At 75.7% G+C, this 16,236-nt stretch carries 15 protein-coding genes and 1 riboswitch; of the genes, 14 read left to right on the top strand and 1 reads right to left on the bottom strand.

Annotated elements, in window-relative coordinates; all coding sequences use genetic code 11:
- The first annotated feature begins 109 nt into the window (after nt 1-109).
- The 13 genes from JOE38_RS15430 (at nt 110) to JOE38_RS15370 (ending at nt 14,277) form a co-directional block, all read left to right on the top strand.
- Nucleotides 110-1,219, top strand: a complete 1,110-nt coding sequence (locus JOE38_RS15430; protein ID WP_204577057.1) for a YihY/virulence factor BrkB family protein — start codon at nt 110-112, stop codon at nt 1,217-1,219.
- A gap of 10 nt (nt 1,220-1,229) precedes the next feature.
- Complete coding sequence (locus JOE38_RS15425) at nt 1,230-2,075, top strand: exodeoxyribonuclease III (RefSeq protein WP_204577056.1); 846 nt, start codon at nt 1,230-1,232, stop codon at nt 2,073-2,075.
- Nucleotides 2,076-2,162: 87 nt separating this feature from the next.
- Entirely contained in the window at nt 2,163-3,176 is a 1,014-nt protein-coding gene (trpS, locus tag JOE38_RS15420; protein ID WP_204577055.1) for a tryptophan--tRNA ligase, read from the top strand.
- On the top strand, nt 3,173-3,937 hold the full coding sequence (locus JOE38_RS15415; RefSeq protein WP_204577054.1) for an HAD family hydrolase: 765 nt from the start codon (nt 3,173-3,175) through the stop codon (nt 3,935-3,937). The genes trpS and JOE38_RS15415 overlap by 4 nt, the downstream gene beginning before the upstream one ends.
- Before the next feature lie 66 nt (nt 3,938-4,003).
- Nucleotides 4,004-4,147: riboswitch (FMN riboswitch) on the top strand.
- A gap of 71 nt (nt 4,148-4,218) precedes the next feature.
- Nucleotides 4,219-5,292, top strand: coding sequence for a bifunctional diaminohydroxyphosphoribosylaminopyrimidine deaminase/5-amino-6-(5-phosphoribosylamino)uracil reductase RibD (gene ribD / locus JOE38_RS15410; protein ID WP_204577053.1), 1,074 nt, complete (start codon nt 4,219-4,221; stop codon nt 5,290-5,292).
- Nucleotides 5,292-5,933: a riboflavin synthase gene (locus tag JOE38_RS15405; RefSeq protein ID WP_204577052.1), complete on the top strand. Its 642-nt coding sequence runs from the start codon at nt 5,292-5,294 to the stop codon at nt 5,931-5,933. Before ribD ends, JOE38_RS15405 begins: the two co-directional genes overlap by 1 nt.
- Nucleotides 5,930-7,264 carry a GTP cyclohydrolase II gene (gene ribA / locus JOE38_RS15400; RefSeq protein WP_204577051.1) on the top strand — a complete coding sequence of 445 codons (1,335 nt, stop codon included), beginning with the start codon at nt 5,930-5,932 and terminating at the stop codon, nt 7,262-7,264. Before JOE38_RS15405 ends, ribA begins: the two co-directional genes overlap by 4 nt.
- A complete protein-coding gene (gene ribH, locus JOE38_RS15395) occupies nt 7,261-7,743 on the top strand; it encodes a 6,7-dimethyl-8-ribityllumazine synthase (RefSeq protein WP_204577050.1) in 483 nt (160 codons plus the stop codon). The genes ribA and ribH overlap by 4 nt, the downstream gene beginning before the upstream one ends.
- Before the next feature lie 101 nt (nt 7,744-7,844).
- Nucleotides 7,845-8,711 (top strand): ATP-binding cassette domain-containing protein, encoded by an 867-nt coding sequence (locus JOE38_RS15390; protein ID WP_204577049.1) that lies wholly within the window; start codon nt 7,845-7,847, stop codon nt 8,709-8,711.
- Nucleotides 8,708-9,577, top strand: a complete 870-nt coding sequence (locus JOE38_RS15385; protein WP_204577048.1) for an ABC transporter ATP-binding protein — start codon at nt 8,708-8,710, stop codon at nt 9,575-9,577. Before JOE38_RS15390 ends, JOE38_RS15385 begins: the two co-directional genes overlap by 4 nt.
- Entirely contained in the window at nt 9,574-10,953 is a 1,380-nt protein-coding gene (locus JOE38_RS15380) for an MFS transporter (RefSeq protein WP_204577047.1), read from the top strand. Before JOE38_RS15385 ends, JOE38_RS15380 begins: the two co-directional genes overlap by 4 nt.
- Nucleotides 10,943-12,484 (top strand): ABC transporter substrate-binding protein, encoded by a 1,542-nt coding sequence (locus tag JOE38_RS15375; protein WP_204577046.1) that lies wholly within the window; start codon nt 10,943-10,945, stop codon nt 12,482-12,484. The genes JOE38_RS15380 and JOE38_RS15375 overlap by 11 nt, the downstream gene beginning before the upstream one ends.
- Entirely contained in the window at nt 12,484-14,277 is a 1,794-nt protein-coding gene (locus tag JOE38_RS15370; protein WP_204577045.1) for an ABC transporter permease subunit, read from the top strand. The genes JOE38_RS15375 and JOE38_RS15370 overlap by 1 nt, the downstream gene beginning before the upstream one ends.
- Here the strand turns inward: JOE38_RS15370 and JOE38_RS15365 are convergent.
- Nucleotides 14,274-14,570 carry a hypothetical protein gene (locus tag JOE38_RS15365; protein WP_204577044.1) on the bottom strand — a complete coding sequence of 99 codons (297 nt, stop codon included), beginning with the start codon at nt 14,568-14,570 and terminating at the stop codon, nt 14,274-14,276. The genes JOE38_RS15370 and JOE38_RS15365 overlap by 4 nt on opposite strands.
- A gap of 213 nt (nt 14,571-14,783) precedes the next feature.
- Between JOE38_RS15365 and JOE38_RS15360 the strand changes: the two genes are divergently transcribed.
- Entirely contained in the window at nt 14,784-16,199 is a 1,416-nt protein-coding gene (locus JOE38_RS15360) for an MFS transporter (protein ID WP_204577043.1), read from the top strand.
- The last annotated feature ends 37 nt before the right edge of the window (nt 16,200-16,236 follow it).

Genomic DNA, 16,236 nt, shown 5'->3' with positions numbered 1-16,236 from the left:
GGTGCGTGACGCGCGGACGGACGTCGTCGGCGCGGGTGGCCTGTCCGGTCGGGCTGCCGGAACGGCCCGTCCACGCTACCAGGGGCTCGGCGGACCGTATCCTCGGGGGATGACCGCCCCCGACGGCCGCGGACGTCCCGCATCCCCCTCCACCGGCACGACGCCCGCGGAGCCGACCGCGCCCACCGGCATCCCCGCGCTCTTCGCCCGCGTGATGGCGCTGAAGCCCGTGCGGGTGTTCCTCGCCTACGGGGCAGCGGGCGGACCGATCCTCGCGGCCGGCATGTCGTACCAGGCGGTCTTCGCGGTGTTCGCGGCGCTGGCCGTCGGGTTCTCCGTGGCGGGATCCGTGCTCGCGGACAACCCGTTGCTGCTGGACTCGCTGCTCACGCTGATCCAGGGGGCGGTGCCCGGCCTCTTCGGACCGGATGGAGTGATCGAGGATCCGCAGGAGCTGCTGAAGTCGAGCACCATCTCCATCGCGGGCATCGTGGGCTCCATCGGCCTGCTCGTGACCGCGCTCGGCTGGCTGGCCTCGACGCGCGACTCGGTGCGCCGCATCTTCGAGCTGCCGCCGCCCACCACGTTCTTCCTGCTCCTCAAGGTCAAGGACCTCGGGCTCGCCCTGGTGTTCGCGCTCGCGATGCTGCTCTCGGCGGCGCTCTCGGTGGTCAGCACCGGGCTCCTCGGCTTCGTGTTCGGGCTGATGCAGGTCGGCGAGGACTCGCTGCTCGCCGTCGTCGTCGGCCGCACCGTGGGCCTCGCGCTCGTGCTCGCGCTCGACACGGCCGTGCTCGCGGGGGCGTACCGGATCCTGTCGGGCGTCAGGATCCCGCGGCCGCAGCTCCTCCAGGGCGCGCTCCTCGGCGGCGTCGCCATGGGCGTGCTCAAGGTGCTCGGCACGGCGCTCCTCGGCGGCGCGAGCCGGAACCCGCTGCTCGCGTCGTTCGCGGTGATCATCGGGCTCCTGATCTGGTTCAACCTCATCTGCCAGGTCATCCTGATCTGCGCGTCGTGGATCGCCGTGAGCATGGCCGACAAGGGCATCGACGCCCGCGACCTCACCCCCGAGCAGCTCGAGAGGGAGCGGCTCGCGAAGCTCGACGAGGCCCGCCGGATCCTCGAGGAGGAGGAGCGCGCGCGGGAGCGGGAGCGGTACGACCAGTCGCGCGGCATCACGCGGGTGCTGCTCGGACTCCGCCGCCGACGCCGCCGTTAGGATCGAGACCATGCCCTCGAACCTCCGCGTCGCGTCCATCAACACGAACGGCATCCGGGCCGCGTTCCGCAAGGGCATGGGCGACTGGCTCGCCACGCGTGACGTCGACATCCTCGCCATCCAGGAGGTCCGCGCCGAGACGAGCGACATCGAGGGCCTCCTCGGCCCCGAGTGGAACGTGCTGCACGACGCCGCGACCGCCAAGGGCCGCGCGGGCGTCGCGATCGCGAGCCGCCGCCGCGCGGACATCCACCGCGTCGCCATCGGCGAGGAGGACTTCGACAGCGCGGGCCGCTGGCTCGAGGCCGACTACGACGTGGACGGCACCATCGTCACGGTCGTGAGCGCCTACGTGCACTCCGGCGAGGTCGGCACCGCCAAGCAGGACGAGAAGTGGAGGTTCCTCGACGGGATGGAGCGGCGCCTGCCCGAGATCGCCGCGCACTCCGAGCTCGCGGTGGTCGTGGGCGACCTCAACGTCGGGCACCGCGAGCTCGACATCCGCAACTGGAAGGGCAATGTGAAGCGCGCCGGGTTCCTGCCGCGCGAGCGCGCCTACCTCGACCGCATCCTCGGCGCGAGCGGCGAGGAGATCACGGGCGTCGACGGATCCACCGGCCCCGGCCTCGGCTGGGTGGACGTCGGCCGCCAGCAGGCCGGCGAGGTCGACGGCCCGTACACGTGGTGGAGCTGGCGCGGCAAGGCGTTCGACAACGACACCGGCTGGCGCATCGACTACCAGCTCGCGACCCCGGCCCTCGCCGAGAAGGTCGTGGGCTACGCGGTCGACCGCGCCGAGGCGTACGACCAGCGATGGTCGGACCACACGCCCGTGGTCGTCGACTACGCGATCTGACCCGTCGCCCCGCCTCGCACTCCCCTCCCTCCGCGCCGCCCCGGCGCCCCGCGAGCGCCCCGCGCTCCCCCTCACGAAGGCATCGCCATGACCGCACGTCCCGTCCTCTTCTCCGGCATGCAGCCGTCCGCCGACTCGCTGCAGATCGGCAACTACATCGGCGCGCTCCTCCAGTGGAAGGAGCTGCAGAGCACGCACGACGCCGTGTTCTGCGTCGTCGACCTGCACGCCATCACCGTCCCGCAGGATCCCGCGGCGCTCCGGGCGAGCACCCGGCGCACCGCCGCGCAGTACATCGCGGCGGGCATCGACCCGGCCGTCTCGACGCTCTTCGTGCAGTCGCACGTGTCGGCGCACGCGGAGCTCGCGTGGATCCTCAACACGCTCACCGGGTTCGGCGAGGCCAGCCGCATGACCCAGTTCAAGGACAAGTCGCAGAAGCAGGGCGCCGACGCGACGACGCTCGGCCTCTTCGCGTACCCGACGCTCATGGCGGCCGATATCCTGCTCTACGGCACCGAGCTCGTGCCCGTCGGCGACGACCAGAAGCAGCACGTGGAGCTCACGCGCGACCTCGCGAAGCGCTTCAACTCGCGGTTCGGCGACGTCTTCCGGATCCCGGAGCCGATGATCCAGAAGGACACGGCCCGCATCTACGACCTGCAGGACCCGACGTCGAAGATGAGCAAGTCCGCCGCCAGCGACGCGGGCGTCGTGTGGATGCTGGACGAGCCCGCGAAGACGGCCAAGAAGATCCGCTCGGCCGTCACCGACACGGGCCGCGAGATCCGCTTCGACCGCGGCGAGAAGCCCGGCGTCTCCAACTTGCTGACGATCCTGTCGGCCTTCGAGGGCACGGCCGTGGAGGCCCTCGAGGAGCGCTACGCGGGCCGCGGCTACGGCGACCTGAAGAAGGACGTGGCCGAGGTGGTGACGGGGGTATTCGAGCCCGTCCGCGCGCGGACCCTCGAGCTGCTCGACGACCCGGCCGAGCTCGACCGCGTGCTCGCCGGCAACGCCGCGCGCGCCGAGGAGCGGGCCGACGCCATGCTCGCGCGCGTCTACGACGCCGTCGGACTCGTGCGGCGCGCGGGCCGATGACCCTGCGGCTGGTCCTGCTCGACCTCGACGACACGCTGGTGGACCACCGCGGCGCCGTGGCCGACGGGATCACCGCGCACCTCGCCGCGCGCGGGCTGCTCGATCCGGCCGACGCCGCCGAGCGCGACCGGGCCGTCGCGCTGTGGGTCGCGCTCGAGGAGGAGCACTACCACCGGTACCTCGCGGGCGAGCTCGACTACACCGGCCAGCGGCGGGCGCGCGTGCGCGGGTTCCTCGCGGCGTGGGGAGCCGGCGACGCCACCGACCTCGCCGTCGCCCTCGCGGACGACGACGCCGCGACCGACGTCTGGTTCGGCGGCTACCTCGCCGGGTACGAGGCGTCGTGGCGCGCGCTGCCCGGTGCCGTGGAGGCGCTCGACGAGATCGCGCGCCGGCACCCTGGCGTGCGCTTCGGCGTCGTGACGAACGGCGAGCGCAGCCAGCAGGAGCCGAAGATCGCCGCGGCCGGGCTGACCGCGCGCCTCTCCCCCGTCGTCTGCTCCGGGGACCTGGGCTTCACCAAGCCCGACCCGCGGATCTTCCTGCTCGCCTGCGCGGAGGCGGGCGTGGGTCCGGCCGACGCCGTGATGGTGGGCGACCGGCTCCGCACCGACGCGCTCGGGGCGGTCGACGCGGGCCTGGCCGGCGGCGTCTGGTTCGACGCCCTCGGCGACGGGGACGCCCCCCTGCCCGCGGGCGCCGTGCGGATCAGCGCGCTCGAGGAGCTCGCCGACGCCGTGGACCTCGTCGGCGTCCGCTGACGGCGTAGGTCGCGGAGCGTCACGGACCCCGGCCCCGCAGCCGGGTGGGCTAATCTCGACCCATACACGTGCTCCGGGGTCGGTGGAAATCCGAGCCGGCGGTGACAGTCCGCGAACGGACGAAGCGCGACCGGGTCCCCGGGAGCCTCGTCCGCCGATCCGGTGGGATTCCGGGACCGACGGTTAAAGTCCGGATGGGAGGCAGCACGCGGCGCCAGCGACCCTGCCGGCGTCGAGGTCTCGTCGACCGCGCCCGGAGTCCGTCCACGGACGAGGACACCATGCACGACGACCCGACGGCACCCGCGCACGCGCCGGCGACCGGCCAGCCCGCGGCCGGCGCGCTCGAGCGCGCCATGCGCCGCGGCCTCGAGCTCGCCGCCGAGGGCCCCGCGTGGGGCCCGAACCCGCGCGTGGGCTGCGTGATCCTCGACGCCTCCGGCCGCGTCATCGCCGAGGGCCGCCACCGCGGCGCCGGATCCGCCCACGCCGAGGTCGACGCGCTGCGGCAGCTGCCCGCGGGCGGGGCGCGCGGGGCCACCGCCGTCGTCACGCTCGAGCCGTGCAACCACACCGGCCGCACCGGCCCGTGCGCCGCCGCGCTCATCGAGGCGGGCATCGCGCGCGTCGCCTACGCGGTCGCCGACCCGGGCGCCGAGTCCTCCGGCGGCGCGGCCCGGCTGCGCGCCGCGGGCGTCGAGGTCGTGCCCGGCGTGCTCGCCGAGGAGGCCGCGGCGTTCCTCCGGGTGTGGCTCGGATCCGCGCGGCTCGGCCGCCCGTTCGTCACCGCGAAGTGGGCCTCCAGCCTCGACGGTCGCATCGCCGCCGCCGACGGCACGAGCCGCTGGATCACGGGGCCCGCCGCCCGCGAGGACGTGCACCGCCGCCGCGCCGAGGCCGACGCGATCCTGGTGGGCACCGGCACCGTGCTCGCCGACGACCCCGCGCTCACGGCCCGCCGGCCCGACGGGATCCCGTACCCGCACCAGCCCGCGCCCGTCGTGCTCGGCGACCGCGCGATCCCGGAGGACGCGGCCGTGCACCGCCACCCGCGCCGCCTCATCCGCATCGACGGCCACGACCCCGCCGCCGCGCTCGCGGAGCTCGGGAGCCGGGGCATCCGCCACGTGTTCGTGGAGGGCGGCCCCACGATCGTCTCCGCGCTCGTCGCCGCCGGCCTCGTGGACGAGGTGGTCGCCTACCTCGCACCCGTCCTCCTCGGCGGCCCCCGCACCGCGACCGGCGACCTCGGCGTCGCGAGCATGCCCGCCGCCCACCGACTCACCCTCATCAGCACGACGCGGCTCGGGGACGACCTCCTCGTGATCGCGCGACCCACCACGGAAGGCCAGTGATGTTCACAGGGATCATCGAGGAGCGCGGACGCGTCCTCGCGCTCGACGCCGAGGGCGACTCCGCCCGGATCACGGTGGAGGCGCCGCTCGCGGTGTCCGACGCCCGCCACGGCGACTCCATCAGCGTCGACGGCGTGTGCCTCACGGTCGTCGCGCAGACGCCCGAGGGCTTCACCGCCGACGTCATGCGGCAGACGCTCGTCATGAGCTCGCTCGGCCGGCTCGGCGTGGGCGATCGCGTGAACCTGGAGCGCGCCGCGCGCGTGGGCGACCGGCTGGGCGGCCACATCGTCCAGGGCCACGTCGACGGCACCGGGCGCCTCATCGCGACGACGCCGGGCGAGGCGTGGCGGATCCTCCGCTTCTCGCTGCCCGCCGACCTCGCTCCGCTCGTGGTCGACCGCGGATCCATCACCGTGCAGGGCGTCAGCCTCACCGTGAGCGCCGTCAGCCCCACCGACACCCCGGACGCCGACGCGTGGTTCGAGGTGTCGCTCATCCCCGAGACGCTCACCGCGACGACGCTCGGCGCGCTGGAGATCGGCGACGAGGTCAACCTGGAGACCGACGTGCTCGCGCGGCACGTGCAGCGGATGCTCGCGCTCGACGCGCGCGACGCCCGGACGGAGGCCCGCTCGTGAGCCTCGCCGACATCCCCGCCGCGCTGCAGGAGCTGCGCGCCGGACGACCCGTGATCGTCGTCGACGACGAGGGCCGCGAGAACGAGGGCGACGTGCTCCTCGCCGCCGAGTCCGCGTCGCCCGAGTGGGTGGCCTGGCTCGTGAGGCACTCGTCGGGCTTCATCTGCGCGCCCATGACCAACGAGATCGCCGACCGGCTGGAGCTGCCGCTCATGGTGGCCGACAACCGGGATCCGCGCGGCACCGCGTACACGGTCTCGGTCGACGCCGCCGACCGGCTCTCCACGGGCATCAGCGCGTCCGACCGCGCGCACACCCTGCGCGTGCTCGCCGACCTCGGCAGCGTGCCGACGAGCCTGCACCGGCCGGGCCACATCCTCCCGCTGCGCGCGGCGGACGGCGGCGTGCGCGAGCGCGACGGCCACACCGAGGCCGCCGTCGACCTGCTCACGCTCGCGGGCCTCACGCCCGTCGGCGCGATCAGCGAGATCGTGCAGGACGACGGCGAGATGATGCGCCTCCCCGGCCTCCTCGCCCTCGGCGAGCGCGAGGGCGTGCTGGTCGTCACGATCGAGGCGCTCAAGGCGCACCTGGAGGAGTTCCACTGCGACCGGCCGCTCGAGCCCGCCGTCGCGATCCCCGAGGCGTCGCGCGTGATCTTCGAGGTGGAGACCACGGTCCCCACCACGCACGGCTCCGTGAGGCTGCGCGCCTACCGCGACCGCACCACGGGCGCCGACCACGTGGCGATCGTCGCGGGCGAGCCGCGCGCGCACGGCACCCTCGTGCGGGTGCACTCGGAGTGCCTGACGGGCGAGGCGCTCGGATCCCTCAAGTGCGAGTGCGGTCCCCAGCTCGACGCCGCTCTCGACGAGATCCAGCGCGACGGCGGCGTGGTCGTCTACCTGCGCGGACACGAGGGGCGCGGCATCGGCCTCATCAACAAGCTGCGCGCCTACCGGCTGCAGGAGGACGGCTTCGACACGCTCGACGCCAACGTCGCCCTCGGCCTGCCGGCGGACGCGCGCGACTACGGCGCGGCGTCGGCGATCCTGCAGGAGATGGGGATCGAGGACGTGCGCCTGCTCACGAACAACCCCGAGAAGGTGCGGCAGCTCGAGGCTCACGGCGTGGAGGTGACGGAGCGCGTGCCGCTCGTCGTCGGCGTCAACGACGTGAACGCGGGCTACCTCGAGACGAAGCGCGACCGCATGGGGCACCGGATGGTGCTCGACACCGACATGCACATCGGACCCGACGCCTACCCGGACGCCGAGGCGCCCGACGGCCTGACCACCACGACCGCATCACCCCAGGAGGAGACCGCATGAGCGGACACGGAGCACCCGAGATCGACCCCACCGCGCTCGACGGGACGGGCCTCCGGGTCACCGTCGTCGCCGGACGCTGGCACGACGAGATCAGCGCGGGCCTGCTCGCGGGCGCGCAGCGCGTGCTCGACGCGGCCGGCGTCACCACCACGGTGATCCGCGTGCCCGGCAGCTTCGAGCTGCCCGTGGTCGCCCGCGCGGCGCTCGACGCGGGAGCCGACGCGGTCGTCGCGCTCGGCGTCATCATCCGCGGCGGCACCCCGCACTTCGAGTACGTGTCCGACGCGGCGACCTCGGGCCTCACGCAGGCGTCGCTCCTCACGGGCAAGCCCATCGGCTTCGGGCTGCTCACGCTCGACGACGAGCAGCAGGGCCTCGAGCGCGCGGGGCTCCCGGGCTCGAAGGAGGACAAGGGCGCCGAGGCGGCCGAGGCCGCGGTGACGACGGCGCTGCTGCTGAAGGGCATCAGCGGCGCATGACCCGCCGCCCGTTCGGTTTTGATATCGAGAACGGGTATCAGTAAGGTCGTCGGGAGCGCCGCCGGACCGTCCGGCACCCGGCGCGGACGGACGGGGGCCCGGTGCATCCCGCCCTCGACGTCCGCTCCCTCTCGATCGCGATCGACCGCACGCCGCTCGTGCACGACCTCGACCTCCGCGTCGGCGCCGGCGAGCGCGTGGCGCTCGTGGGCGCGTCCGGATCCGGCAAGTCGCTCACCGCGCAGGCCGTGCTCGGGACGCTGCCGGACGGATCCCGGGTGGGCGGCGTCGTCGAGCTCGGCGGCCGCGCGGTGGCCCCGGCCGCGCCGCGCCAGCGCCTCGGCCGCGTCGCCGCCGTGCAGCAGGACTCGCTCGCCGCGCTGAACCCGCTCGTCACGGTGGGCGCGCAGCTCGTGGCGGCGCTGCGCGCGAGCCGGGCCCGGGGATCCGCCGCCGACGGCGGGCTCCTCACCCGCGGCGACGCGCGGCGCGAGGTGCGGGCGCTGCTCGCCGACGTGGGCATCGAGGATCCCGACGGCACGCTCCCCGCCTTCGCCGCCGAGCTGTCGGGCGGCCAGCGCCAGCGCGTCTGCCTCGCGCTCGCGCTCCTCTGCCGCGCCGACCTGCTGCTGGCGGACGAGCCGACGACCGCGCTGGACGTCGTGACGCAGGCGCGCGTGGTCGACGTGATCCGCCGCCGCCTCGACGCGACCGGGCAGGCGCTCCTCTTCATCACGCACGACCTCGCGGTGGCCGCGGCGCTGTGCGACCGGGTCGTGGTGCTCGAGGCCGGCCGCGTGGTCGAGGCCGGGGCGATGCGCGAGCTCGTGCGGCGACCGCGGCACGCGTACAGCCGGGCGCTCGTGACGGCGGCATCCCGGCGGGCGGGCGGCGGATCCGCGGATGCGGTCCTGACGTCGGCGGCCGGGGCCGCCGCCGCCCCGCTCGGCGCGGTGGCGGCCCGATGACGGACGCGCTCCGCCTGGCCGACGCGTCGCCCGACGCCCTCGTCGCGGCCGGCATCACGCATCGCTACCCGCCGCGCCGCGACCCCGCCGCGCGCCGCGCCGCCCGGACCGCCCGCGCGCCCGGCGCCCCCGGCCCCGCGTCCGCCCCCGCACCCGCCCTCGACGACGTGTCGTTCCGCGTCGCACCGGGCGAGACGGTCGGGATCGTGGGCCGCTCCGGATCCGGGAAGTCGACGCTCCTGCGCGTGCTGCTCGCGCTCGAGGCACCGACCGCGGGCCGCGTGGCGCTCGGCGACCGCGCCGTCGCGCCCGGCCGCGCGTCCGCCCTCCGCTGGTACCGGCGGCACGTGCAGATGGTGCCGCAGGATCCGGGCGCGAGCCTCGAGCCGCGCATGACCGTGCGGCAGCTGATCCGCGAGCCGCTCCGCCGCCTCGACGTGCCGGGCGACCACGCCGCGATCGTCGCGCGCGCCCTCGACGACGTGGGCCTCGCCGCATCGCTCGCCGACCGCCGGCCCCGCGAGCTCTCCGGCGGGCAGGCGCAGCGCGTGGCGCTCGCGCGGGCCATCGCGACGTCGCCCGGGATCCTCCTCGCGGACGAGCCCGTGAGCGGGGTGGACCTGCCGCTGCGCGACCGGATCATCGAGCTGCTCGGCGGCCTCGTGCGCGAGCGGGGACTCGGGCTCGTGCTCGTGTCGCACGACCTCGACGCCGTCGCGCGGCTGTGCGGGCGGAGCGTCGTGCTCGCGGGCGGGCGGATCGTGGAGGAGGGGCCGACCGGGCGCCTGCTCGCCGATCCCGCGCACCCGGCGACGCGCGAGCTCGCCGACGCCGTGCCGCGGCTGCCGGGAGCGCTCACCGCATGACCGCGCCCCACCCGACCGGACCCGCGGGCCCGGGCACCGCCGCGCCCCACGCCGCCGTCCTCCTCTCCAGCCAGCTCGTGTTCAACCTCGGCTTCTACGCGGTCGTCCCGTTCCTCGCCGTCGTGATGCGCGACGACCTCGGGCTCGGCGCCCTCGCGATCGGCCTGGTGCTCGGCGCCCGCACCTTCAGCCAGCAGGGCCTGTTCCTCCTCGGCGGGATGCTCGCCGACCGCTTCGGCCCGCGCACCCTCATCGCCGCGGGCTGCGTCGTGCGCGTGTCCGGCTACCTGGGGCTCGCGCTGGCCGCCGACCTGGTCGGCTTCCTCGTCGGCGCGATCCTCACGGGGCTCGGCGGCGCGCTGTTCAGCCCCGCGCTGCAGAGCCTCGTCGCGGCCGCCGACGTGCGGGCGCGCGCGACCCGGCGACCCGGCCGGCCGTCGCTGTTCGCGGCGCTCGTGCTGGTGGGCGAGGTCGGCGCGGCGGTGGGCCCGCTCGCCGGGGCGGCGCTGCTCGGGCTCGGCTTCTCCGCGACCGTGCTCGTGGGCGCCGCGCTGTTCGCGGCCGTGGGCGTCGCGCTCTGGTGCGTGATCCCGGCCGACGCGGGGCGGACCCCCGCGGCATCGCCCGCGGGATCCGCGCCCGCCGCCGGTGCCGTCGCCCGGCCTGCCACCGCCCCCGCCGACCGCTGGGCCGCCGTCCGCGACCGCCGCTTCCTCGCCTTCTCGGCCCTGTTCGCCGTCGACCTCGTGGCCTACAACCAGCTCTACCTCGGGCTGCCGCTCGAGCTCGCGCGGACCGGCGCCGGGACCGCGGCGGTCGGATCCGCGTTCCTCGCCGTCTCGCTCCTCACCATCGCGCTGCAGTGGCCCGTCGCGCTCCTCGCGAAGCGGCTCGGCCCCGGCCGCGCGCTGGCGTGCGGCTTCGGCACCACCGCGACGGGCTTCGCGGCGCTCGCGCTGGCGTCCGTCGTGCCGCCGCCCGCGGGCGCCGAGCTCGTGCCGGCCGCGATCCTCGTCGCCTGCCTCACGCTCGGCCACATGACCGCGGGTCCCGTGACCATGGAGCTCGTCCCGTCCTTCGCCGCCAGCCGCCCGACCGCGTCGTTCTACGGCCTCCTCGCCAGCTGCGGCGGGATCGCCGTGCTCGTGGCCGGCGGCGTGGTGGGATCCCTGCTCGACTCCGCGCCCGCGGTCGCCTGGGGGATCCTCGCCGCGCTCCCCGTCGCCGCCGCCGTCGGCCTGCCCCGGCTGCTTCCCGTCCCTGCGCATGCGGCCTGTCCGGCCCGGCCGAGCGCTCCCCCGACCACCACCCCCGATGCCCCGCGCATCGCCGTCGATGCCCCGCGCATCCCCGAGACAGGACCCCATGCCCGCTAGACGCCCCCGCCCCGCCCGCTCCGCCGCCCTGATCGCCCTCGCCGCCGCGTCCATGCTCGCCCTCAGCGGGTGCTTCGCCGCGAGCCCGGGATCCAGCACGGGAGGCGGGCAGGACGGCGACGCCCGCATCCGCCTCGCCATGCTGCAGCCGCCGCGCTCCGGCCTCACGCCGCTCAGCGACGACGCCTTCAAGCTCGCGCGCTGGAGCACGGCCGAGACGCTCGTGACCCTCGACGACCTCGGCGACGCCCAGCCGCAGCTCGCCACCGGCTGGACCCGCGTCGACGACCTGACGTGGGCCTTCGACATCCGCCCCGACGTGCCCTTCCACGACGGCACGACGCTCACGGCCGCGCAGGCCGCCGCCTCGCTCACCGCCGCCGCGACCGCGAGCCCGAAGCCGCGGATCCTCGACGGCGTCGACCTCACCGCCACCGCGGACGGCGACCGCGTCGTCGTGCGCACCGCGACGCCCGACCCTCTCGTGCCGCAGCGCATGTCAAGCCCGCAGCTCGCGATCCTCGCCGCCTCCGCGTACGGCGCCGACGGCACGGTCTCGCCCGTCGGCACCGGCACGGGCCCGTTCCGCCTGACCGCGGTCGACGGCACGACATCCGCCACGCTCGACCGGTTCGACGACTACTGGGGCGGCCGCGCCGCGTCCGCCGGCATCGACGTGCGCTTCGTCCCCGACGGCACCGCCCGCGCCGCCGCGCTCCGCACCGACACGGCCGACGTGGTCGAGGCGATCCCCGTGGGCCAGGCCGCGCAGGTGGATCCGCAGCTCCTGCACGAGGTCGCCATGCCGCGCACCAACACGCTGTACCTGAACACGCGGACGGGGCCGTTCGCGGATCCCGCCGTGCGCGCCGCCGCCCAGGCCGCGGTCGACCGGGCCGCGCTCGTCTCGGGCGTCTACGAAGGCCGGGCCGACGCGGCCGCCGGGCTCCTCGGGCCGGCCCTGCCCTGGGCCGCGGACCTCCGCGACGGAGCGTCCTACCGTGACGCGCTCGCGGGCCGCGCGACGCCCGCGAGGGTCGACGGCGTGCCCATCACGCTCGGCACCTTCACCGACCGGGCCGAGCTCCCCGAGGTCGCCGTGCAGCTGGAGCAGCAGCTCGAGGCCGCCGGCTTCCAGGTGACCCAGGACGTGCGCGAGTACCAGTACATCGAGGCCGACGCGCTGGCCGGGAAGTTCGACGCCTTCATCCTGTCGCGCGCCACCGTGCTCGACTCCGGGGATCCGGCCGCGTACCTCTACAGCGACTTCGCGTGCCAGGGCTCGTTCAACATCTCGCAGGAGTGCGACCCGGCCGTCGACCAGGCCCTCGCCGACGCGTCCGTGCTGCCGGCCGGGCCCGAGCGGCGCGCCGCGATCATGCGGGTCGAGTCGCTCGTGCTCGCCGACGACGCCGCGGTGCCGCTCCTGCACGAGCGCGTGATCCAGGGCGAGGCCGCCGGGGTGACGGGCGCCGTGCGCGATCCCCGCGAGCGCGCGCTCATCACGGCCGACACGCGCGTCACGCGCTGATGGGCCGCGCGCGCGACGGGCTCGTCGTCGGGGCGTCCCGCGTCGTCGCGATCGGCGGCCTCGTGGCGCTCGTCGGCGCGCTGCCCTGGCTCTCGGGGCGCTCGCCCGAGTACACGATCCTCCGCGCGCGCTACGCCGATCTCGAGGCCACCCCGGAGGCGCTCGCCTCGGTGCGCGCCCAGCTCGGCCTCGACCGCGGGCCGCTCGCCGTCTCGGCGGACTGGCTCGCGGGCGTCGTCCGCGGCGACCTGGGCACGTCGTGGATCTCGGGCCGCCCCGTCATCCACGGCACCCTCGACGCGCTCGGCGTCTCCCTCACCCTGATGGCCTTCGCGATCGCGGTCGCCGTGGTGGTCGCGGCGCTCCTCTGCGCGCCCGCCCTGCACGCCGCGACGCGCGGGCGCCCGGCCCGCGGATCCGGCGCCCTGGCCGCCGCCCTCACCGCGCTCCCCGAGTTCCTGCTCGCGACCGCGCTGCTCGTGGTGGTCGCGGTGTGGCTGCGCTGGGCGCCGCCGTCCGGGTGGGACGGGCCGGCGAACGCGGTGCTCCCGGCGCTCGCCCTCGGGATCCCCGGCGGCGGGCTCGTCGGCCGCCTCCTCGCCGACGCGATCCGCGCGGCGTCCGCCGAGCGCTGGGTCGCCACCTGGGCGATGGCGGGCCTGCACCCCGCGCGCACGACCCTCGCGGTGCTGCGCCGCGCGCTGCCGTCGGTGCTCGGGCAGGTCGGGCTCGTGCTCGTGGGGCTCACGGGCGGCGCGGTCGCGGTCGAGCAGGTGTTCGCGATCCCCGGCATCGGCCGCGCGACCCTCGGCGCGGCCAGCAGCCAGGACGTCCCCGCGCTCCAGGCGGGCGTGCTGGCGCTCCTCGCGGCCGCCGTCGCCGCGGGCGTGCTCGCCGACCTCGCCCGTCGCGCGCTCCTCGGGCCCGCCCTCCGCCTCGGATCCCTGCCCGTGCCCGACGCGCGCGTCCCGGCCCGGCCGCGCGACGCCGTCGTGCCGGCCGTCGCCGCGGGTCTGCTGGCGCTCATCGTCGCGGCGGGGCTCGCGCGGGATCCGTTCGCCACCACCGCGGGCCGCCTCGCCCCGCCGTCGTGGGCGCTCCCCTTCGGCGCCGACGCGAGCGGCCGCGACCTCCTCGGCCGGGTCGGCCACGGCGCCGTCACGACGCTCGGCACCGCGCTCCTCGTGGTCGTCGTCTGCTGCGTCATCGGGCTCGCGCTCGGGCTCCTGCCGCGCGCGGCGATCGGGCCGATCGAGGTCGCGAACGCGGCCCCGCCGATCCTCGCCGGGATCGTGGTGGCGGCGATCCAGGGCCCGTCGACCGCGGGCGCCGCCATCGCCGTGGCGGCCGTCGGCTGGGCGCCGCTGGCCGCGCACGCCGGGGCGCTCATGCAGGAGGCGCGCGCGCAGCCGCACGTGCGGATCCTGCCGGTGCTGGGGGTCGGGCGCGCGCGGATCCTCCTGGTGCACCTGCTGCCCGCGGTCGTCGGGCCGGTGGTGCGGAACGCGATGCTCCGGCTGCCCGGCGTCGCCCTCACGCTCGCGGCGCTCGGCTTCCTCGGCCTCGGCAGCGCCCGGCCGACGCCCGAGTGGGGCCTGATCCTCAGCGAGGGCAGCGCCTACGCGGAGCGCGCGCCGTGGGCGGTCGCCGCCCCCGCGCTCGCGCTGGTGCTGGCCGCGGTGCTCGCGGTGTCGCTGTCGGCGCACGACCTGACGGGGCTCCTGCGGCGGGGACGCGGATCCGCGGCGGACGCCCGCCCGGCCGACGCACCCGCGACGGCCACCGCGGGCTAGCGCCGCTCGTCCGGCCCCGGCTCGTCCGACGGCCGCGGGTCGAGGGCGACGCCGCCGTCCTCGTCCCACCTGAGCGCTTCCGCGTGATCCTCCTCGGTCGGCTCCTCGGCGAGGCGGGCGCGCTCCTCGAGCTCCTGGTGCGTCCACCGGCGCAGCTGCAGCACGCAGATCACGACGACGGCCACGCACGGGATCGCCAGGTACCAGTACCCGGTCGCGACCGCGGCGAACGCCCCGACCCCGCAGAGCTGCGCGAGCCCCGGCAGGACCGCGCGGCCGGTCTCGTGCTCCATGGGGCTCCTCGTGGTCGGGCGGCGCCGCGGGGATCCGCCGGTCACCCCAGCTTAGGGACCGCGCACAGCTTCTCCCCAGGGGCGTAAACTCGGTTCGCCATCACGAGTGGCCCCTCGTCTCCGCCGCACCCGGCGCCCGCGCCCGACCGGCGCGCCCGCCCCTCCGCGCGCCCCTGCCGCTCACGCCGCACCAGCCGAAAGCCGTCTCCTCCCATGTCCACGACCCCCGCGGCCCGCACCGCCGCCCCGTCCACCGCCACCCCGCCCGCCGGCAACTCGCGCTCGCGCGTCATCATCGCGAGCCTCATCGGCACGTCGATCGAGTTCTACGACTTCTACGTCTACGCGACCGCGGCGGTGCTCGTCTTCCCCGCGCTCTTCTTCGCGAACGACGACCCGACCGTCGCGCAGCTCGCGTCGTTCGCGGTGTTCGGCGTCGCGTTCATCGCGCGGCCCATCGGATCCATCCTGTTCGGGCACTTCGGCGACCGCGTCGGCCGCAAGGGCACGCTCGTCGCGTCGCTGCTCACCATGGGCATCGCGACCGTGCTGATCGGCTGCCTGCCCACCGCGCTCACGCCCGGCTGGGAGGTGGCGGCCCCCGCGCTCCTCGTGATCATGCGCTTCGGCCAGGGCCTCGGCCTCGGCGGCGAGTGGAGCGGCGCCGCCCTCCTCGCGACCGAGAACGCGCCCGTCGGCAAGCGCGCGATCTACGGCACGTTCCCGCAGCTCGGCGCGCCCATCGGCTTCATCGTCGCCAACGGGGTCTTCCTCGCGCTGAGCCTCGGCCTCTCCCCCGAGCAGTTCCAGGCGTGGGGCTGGCGCGTGCCGTTCCTCGCGAGCGCCGTGCTCGTGATCGTCGGCCTCTACGTGCGCCTCAAGCTCATCGAGACGCCCGCGTTCCAGAAGGTCGTCGACTCCGGCGAGGTCGCGAAGCTGCCCGTCGCGCGCGTGTTCGTCACGAGCTGGCGCCCGCTGATCCTCGGCACCTTCATCATGCTGGCGACCTACACGCTCTTCTACCTGATGACCACGTTCACGCTCACCTACGGCACCACCGCGCGCGACGCCGCCACCGCAGAGGCCGCCGCGACCGCCGCCGGCAAGCCCTTCAACGCGGACACGTTCGCCGCGGGCCTCGGCTACGCGCGCAACGACTTCCTGCTCATGCTCATCGTGGGCGTCGTGTTCTTCGGCATCTTCACGATGGTCTCGGGACCGCTCGCGGAGAAGTACGGCCGCCGCAAGATGCTCATCGCGACGACCCTCGGGATCCTGGTCTTCGGCCTGCTCTTCGTGCCCCTGTTCTCGGGCGGCTTCGTCGGCACGATGGCGCTCCTCATCATCGGCTTCACCCTCATGGGCCTGACGTTCGGCCCCATGGGCGCGGTGCTGCCGGAGCTGTTCCCGACGAACGTGCGCTACACGGGATCCGCGATCAGCTACAACGTCGCGAGCATCCTCGGCGCGGCGGTCGCGCCGTTCATCGCGGTGGCGCTGTGGCAGCTGCTCGACGGGAACGTGCTGCTCGTCGGCGTGTACCTCAGCGCCATGGCCGCGATCACGCTGGTGGCGCTGATCATCAGCCGCGAGACCCGCGACGCGGACTACGCGGGCAACGTCAGTTGACACGCGTCATGTGAACGGTGGCATCCGAGGGGCGGGG

It is taken from the genome of Clavibacter michiganensis (assembly GCF_016907085.1).
Classification (GTDB): Bacteria; Actinomycetota; Actinomycetes; order Actinomycetales; family Microbacteriaceae; genus Clavibacter; species Clavibacter michiganensis_O.
The sequence above is the reverse complement of the archived record's forward strand: the minus strand, read 5'-3'. Positions and strand labels throughout refer to the sequence as shown.

Coding starts and splice junctions, on each gene's coding strand:
- JOE38_RS15405 (WP_204577052.1), top strand. CDS start 5,292: ATGTTCACAGGGATCATCGAGGAGCGCGGACGCGTCCTCGCGCTCGAC.
- JOE38_RS15360 (WP_204577043.1), top strand. CDS start 14,784: ATGTCCACGACCCCCGCGGCCCGCACCGCCGCCCCGTCCACCGCCACC.
- JOE38_RS15380 (WP_204577047.1), top strand. CDS start 9,574: ATGACCGCGCCCCACCCGACCGGACCCGCGGGCCCGGGCACCGCCGCG.
- JOE38_RS15425 (WP_204577056.1), top strand. CDS start 1,230: ATGCCCTCGAACCTCCGCGTCGCGTCCATCAACACGAACGGCATCCGG.
- ribH (WP_204577050.1), top strand. CDS start 7,261: ATGAGCGGACACGGAGCACCCGAGATCGACCCCACCGCGCTCGACGGG.
- trpS (WP_204577055.1), top strand. CDS start 2,163: ATGACCGCACGTCCCGTCCTCTTCTCCGGCATGCAGCCGTCCGCCGAC.
- JOE38_RS15430 (WP_204577057.1), top strand. CDS start 110: ATGACCGCCCCCGACGGCCGCGGACGTCCCGCATCCCCCTCCACCGGC.
- JOE38_RS15370 (WP_204577045.1), top strand. CDS start 12,484: ATGGGCCGCGCGCGCGACGGGCTCGTCGTCGGGGCGTCCCGCGTCGTC.
- JOE38_RS15365 (WP_204577044.1), bottom strand. CDS start 14,570: ATGGAGCACGAGACCGGCCGCGCGGTCCTGCCGGGGCTCGCGCAGCTC.
- JOE38_RS15375 (WP_204577046.1), top strand. CDS start 10,943: ATGCCCGCTAGACGCCCCCGCCCCGCCCGCTCCGCCGCCCTGATCGCC.
- JOE38_RS15385 (WP_204577048.1), top strand. CDS start 8,708: ATGACGGACGCGCTCCGCCTGGCCGACGCGTCGCCCGACGCCCTCGTC.
- ribD (WP_204577053.1), top strand. CDS start 4,219: ATGCACGACGACCCGACGGCACCCGCGCACGCGCCGGCGACCGGCCAG.
- JOE38_RS15415 (WP_204577054.1), top strand. CDS start 3,173: ATGACCCTGCGGCTGGTCCTGCTCGACCTCGACGACACGCTGGTGGAC.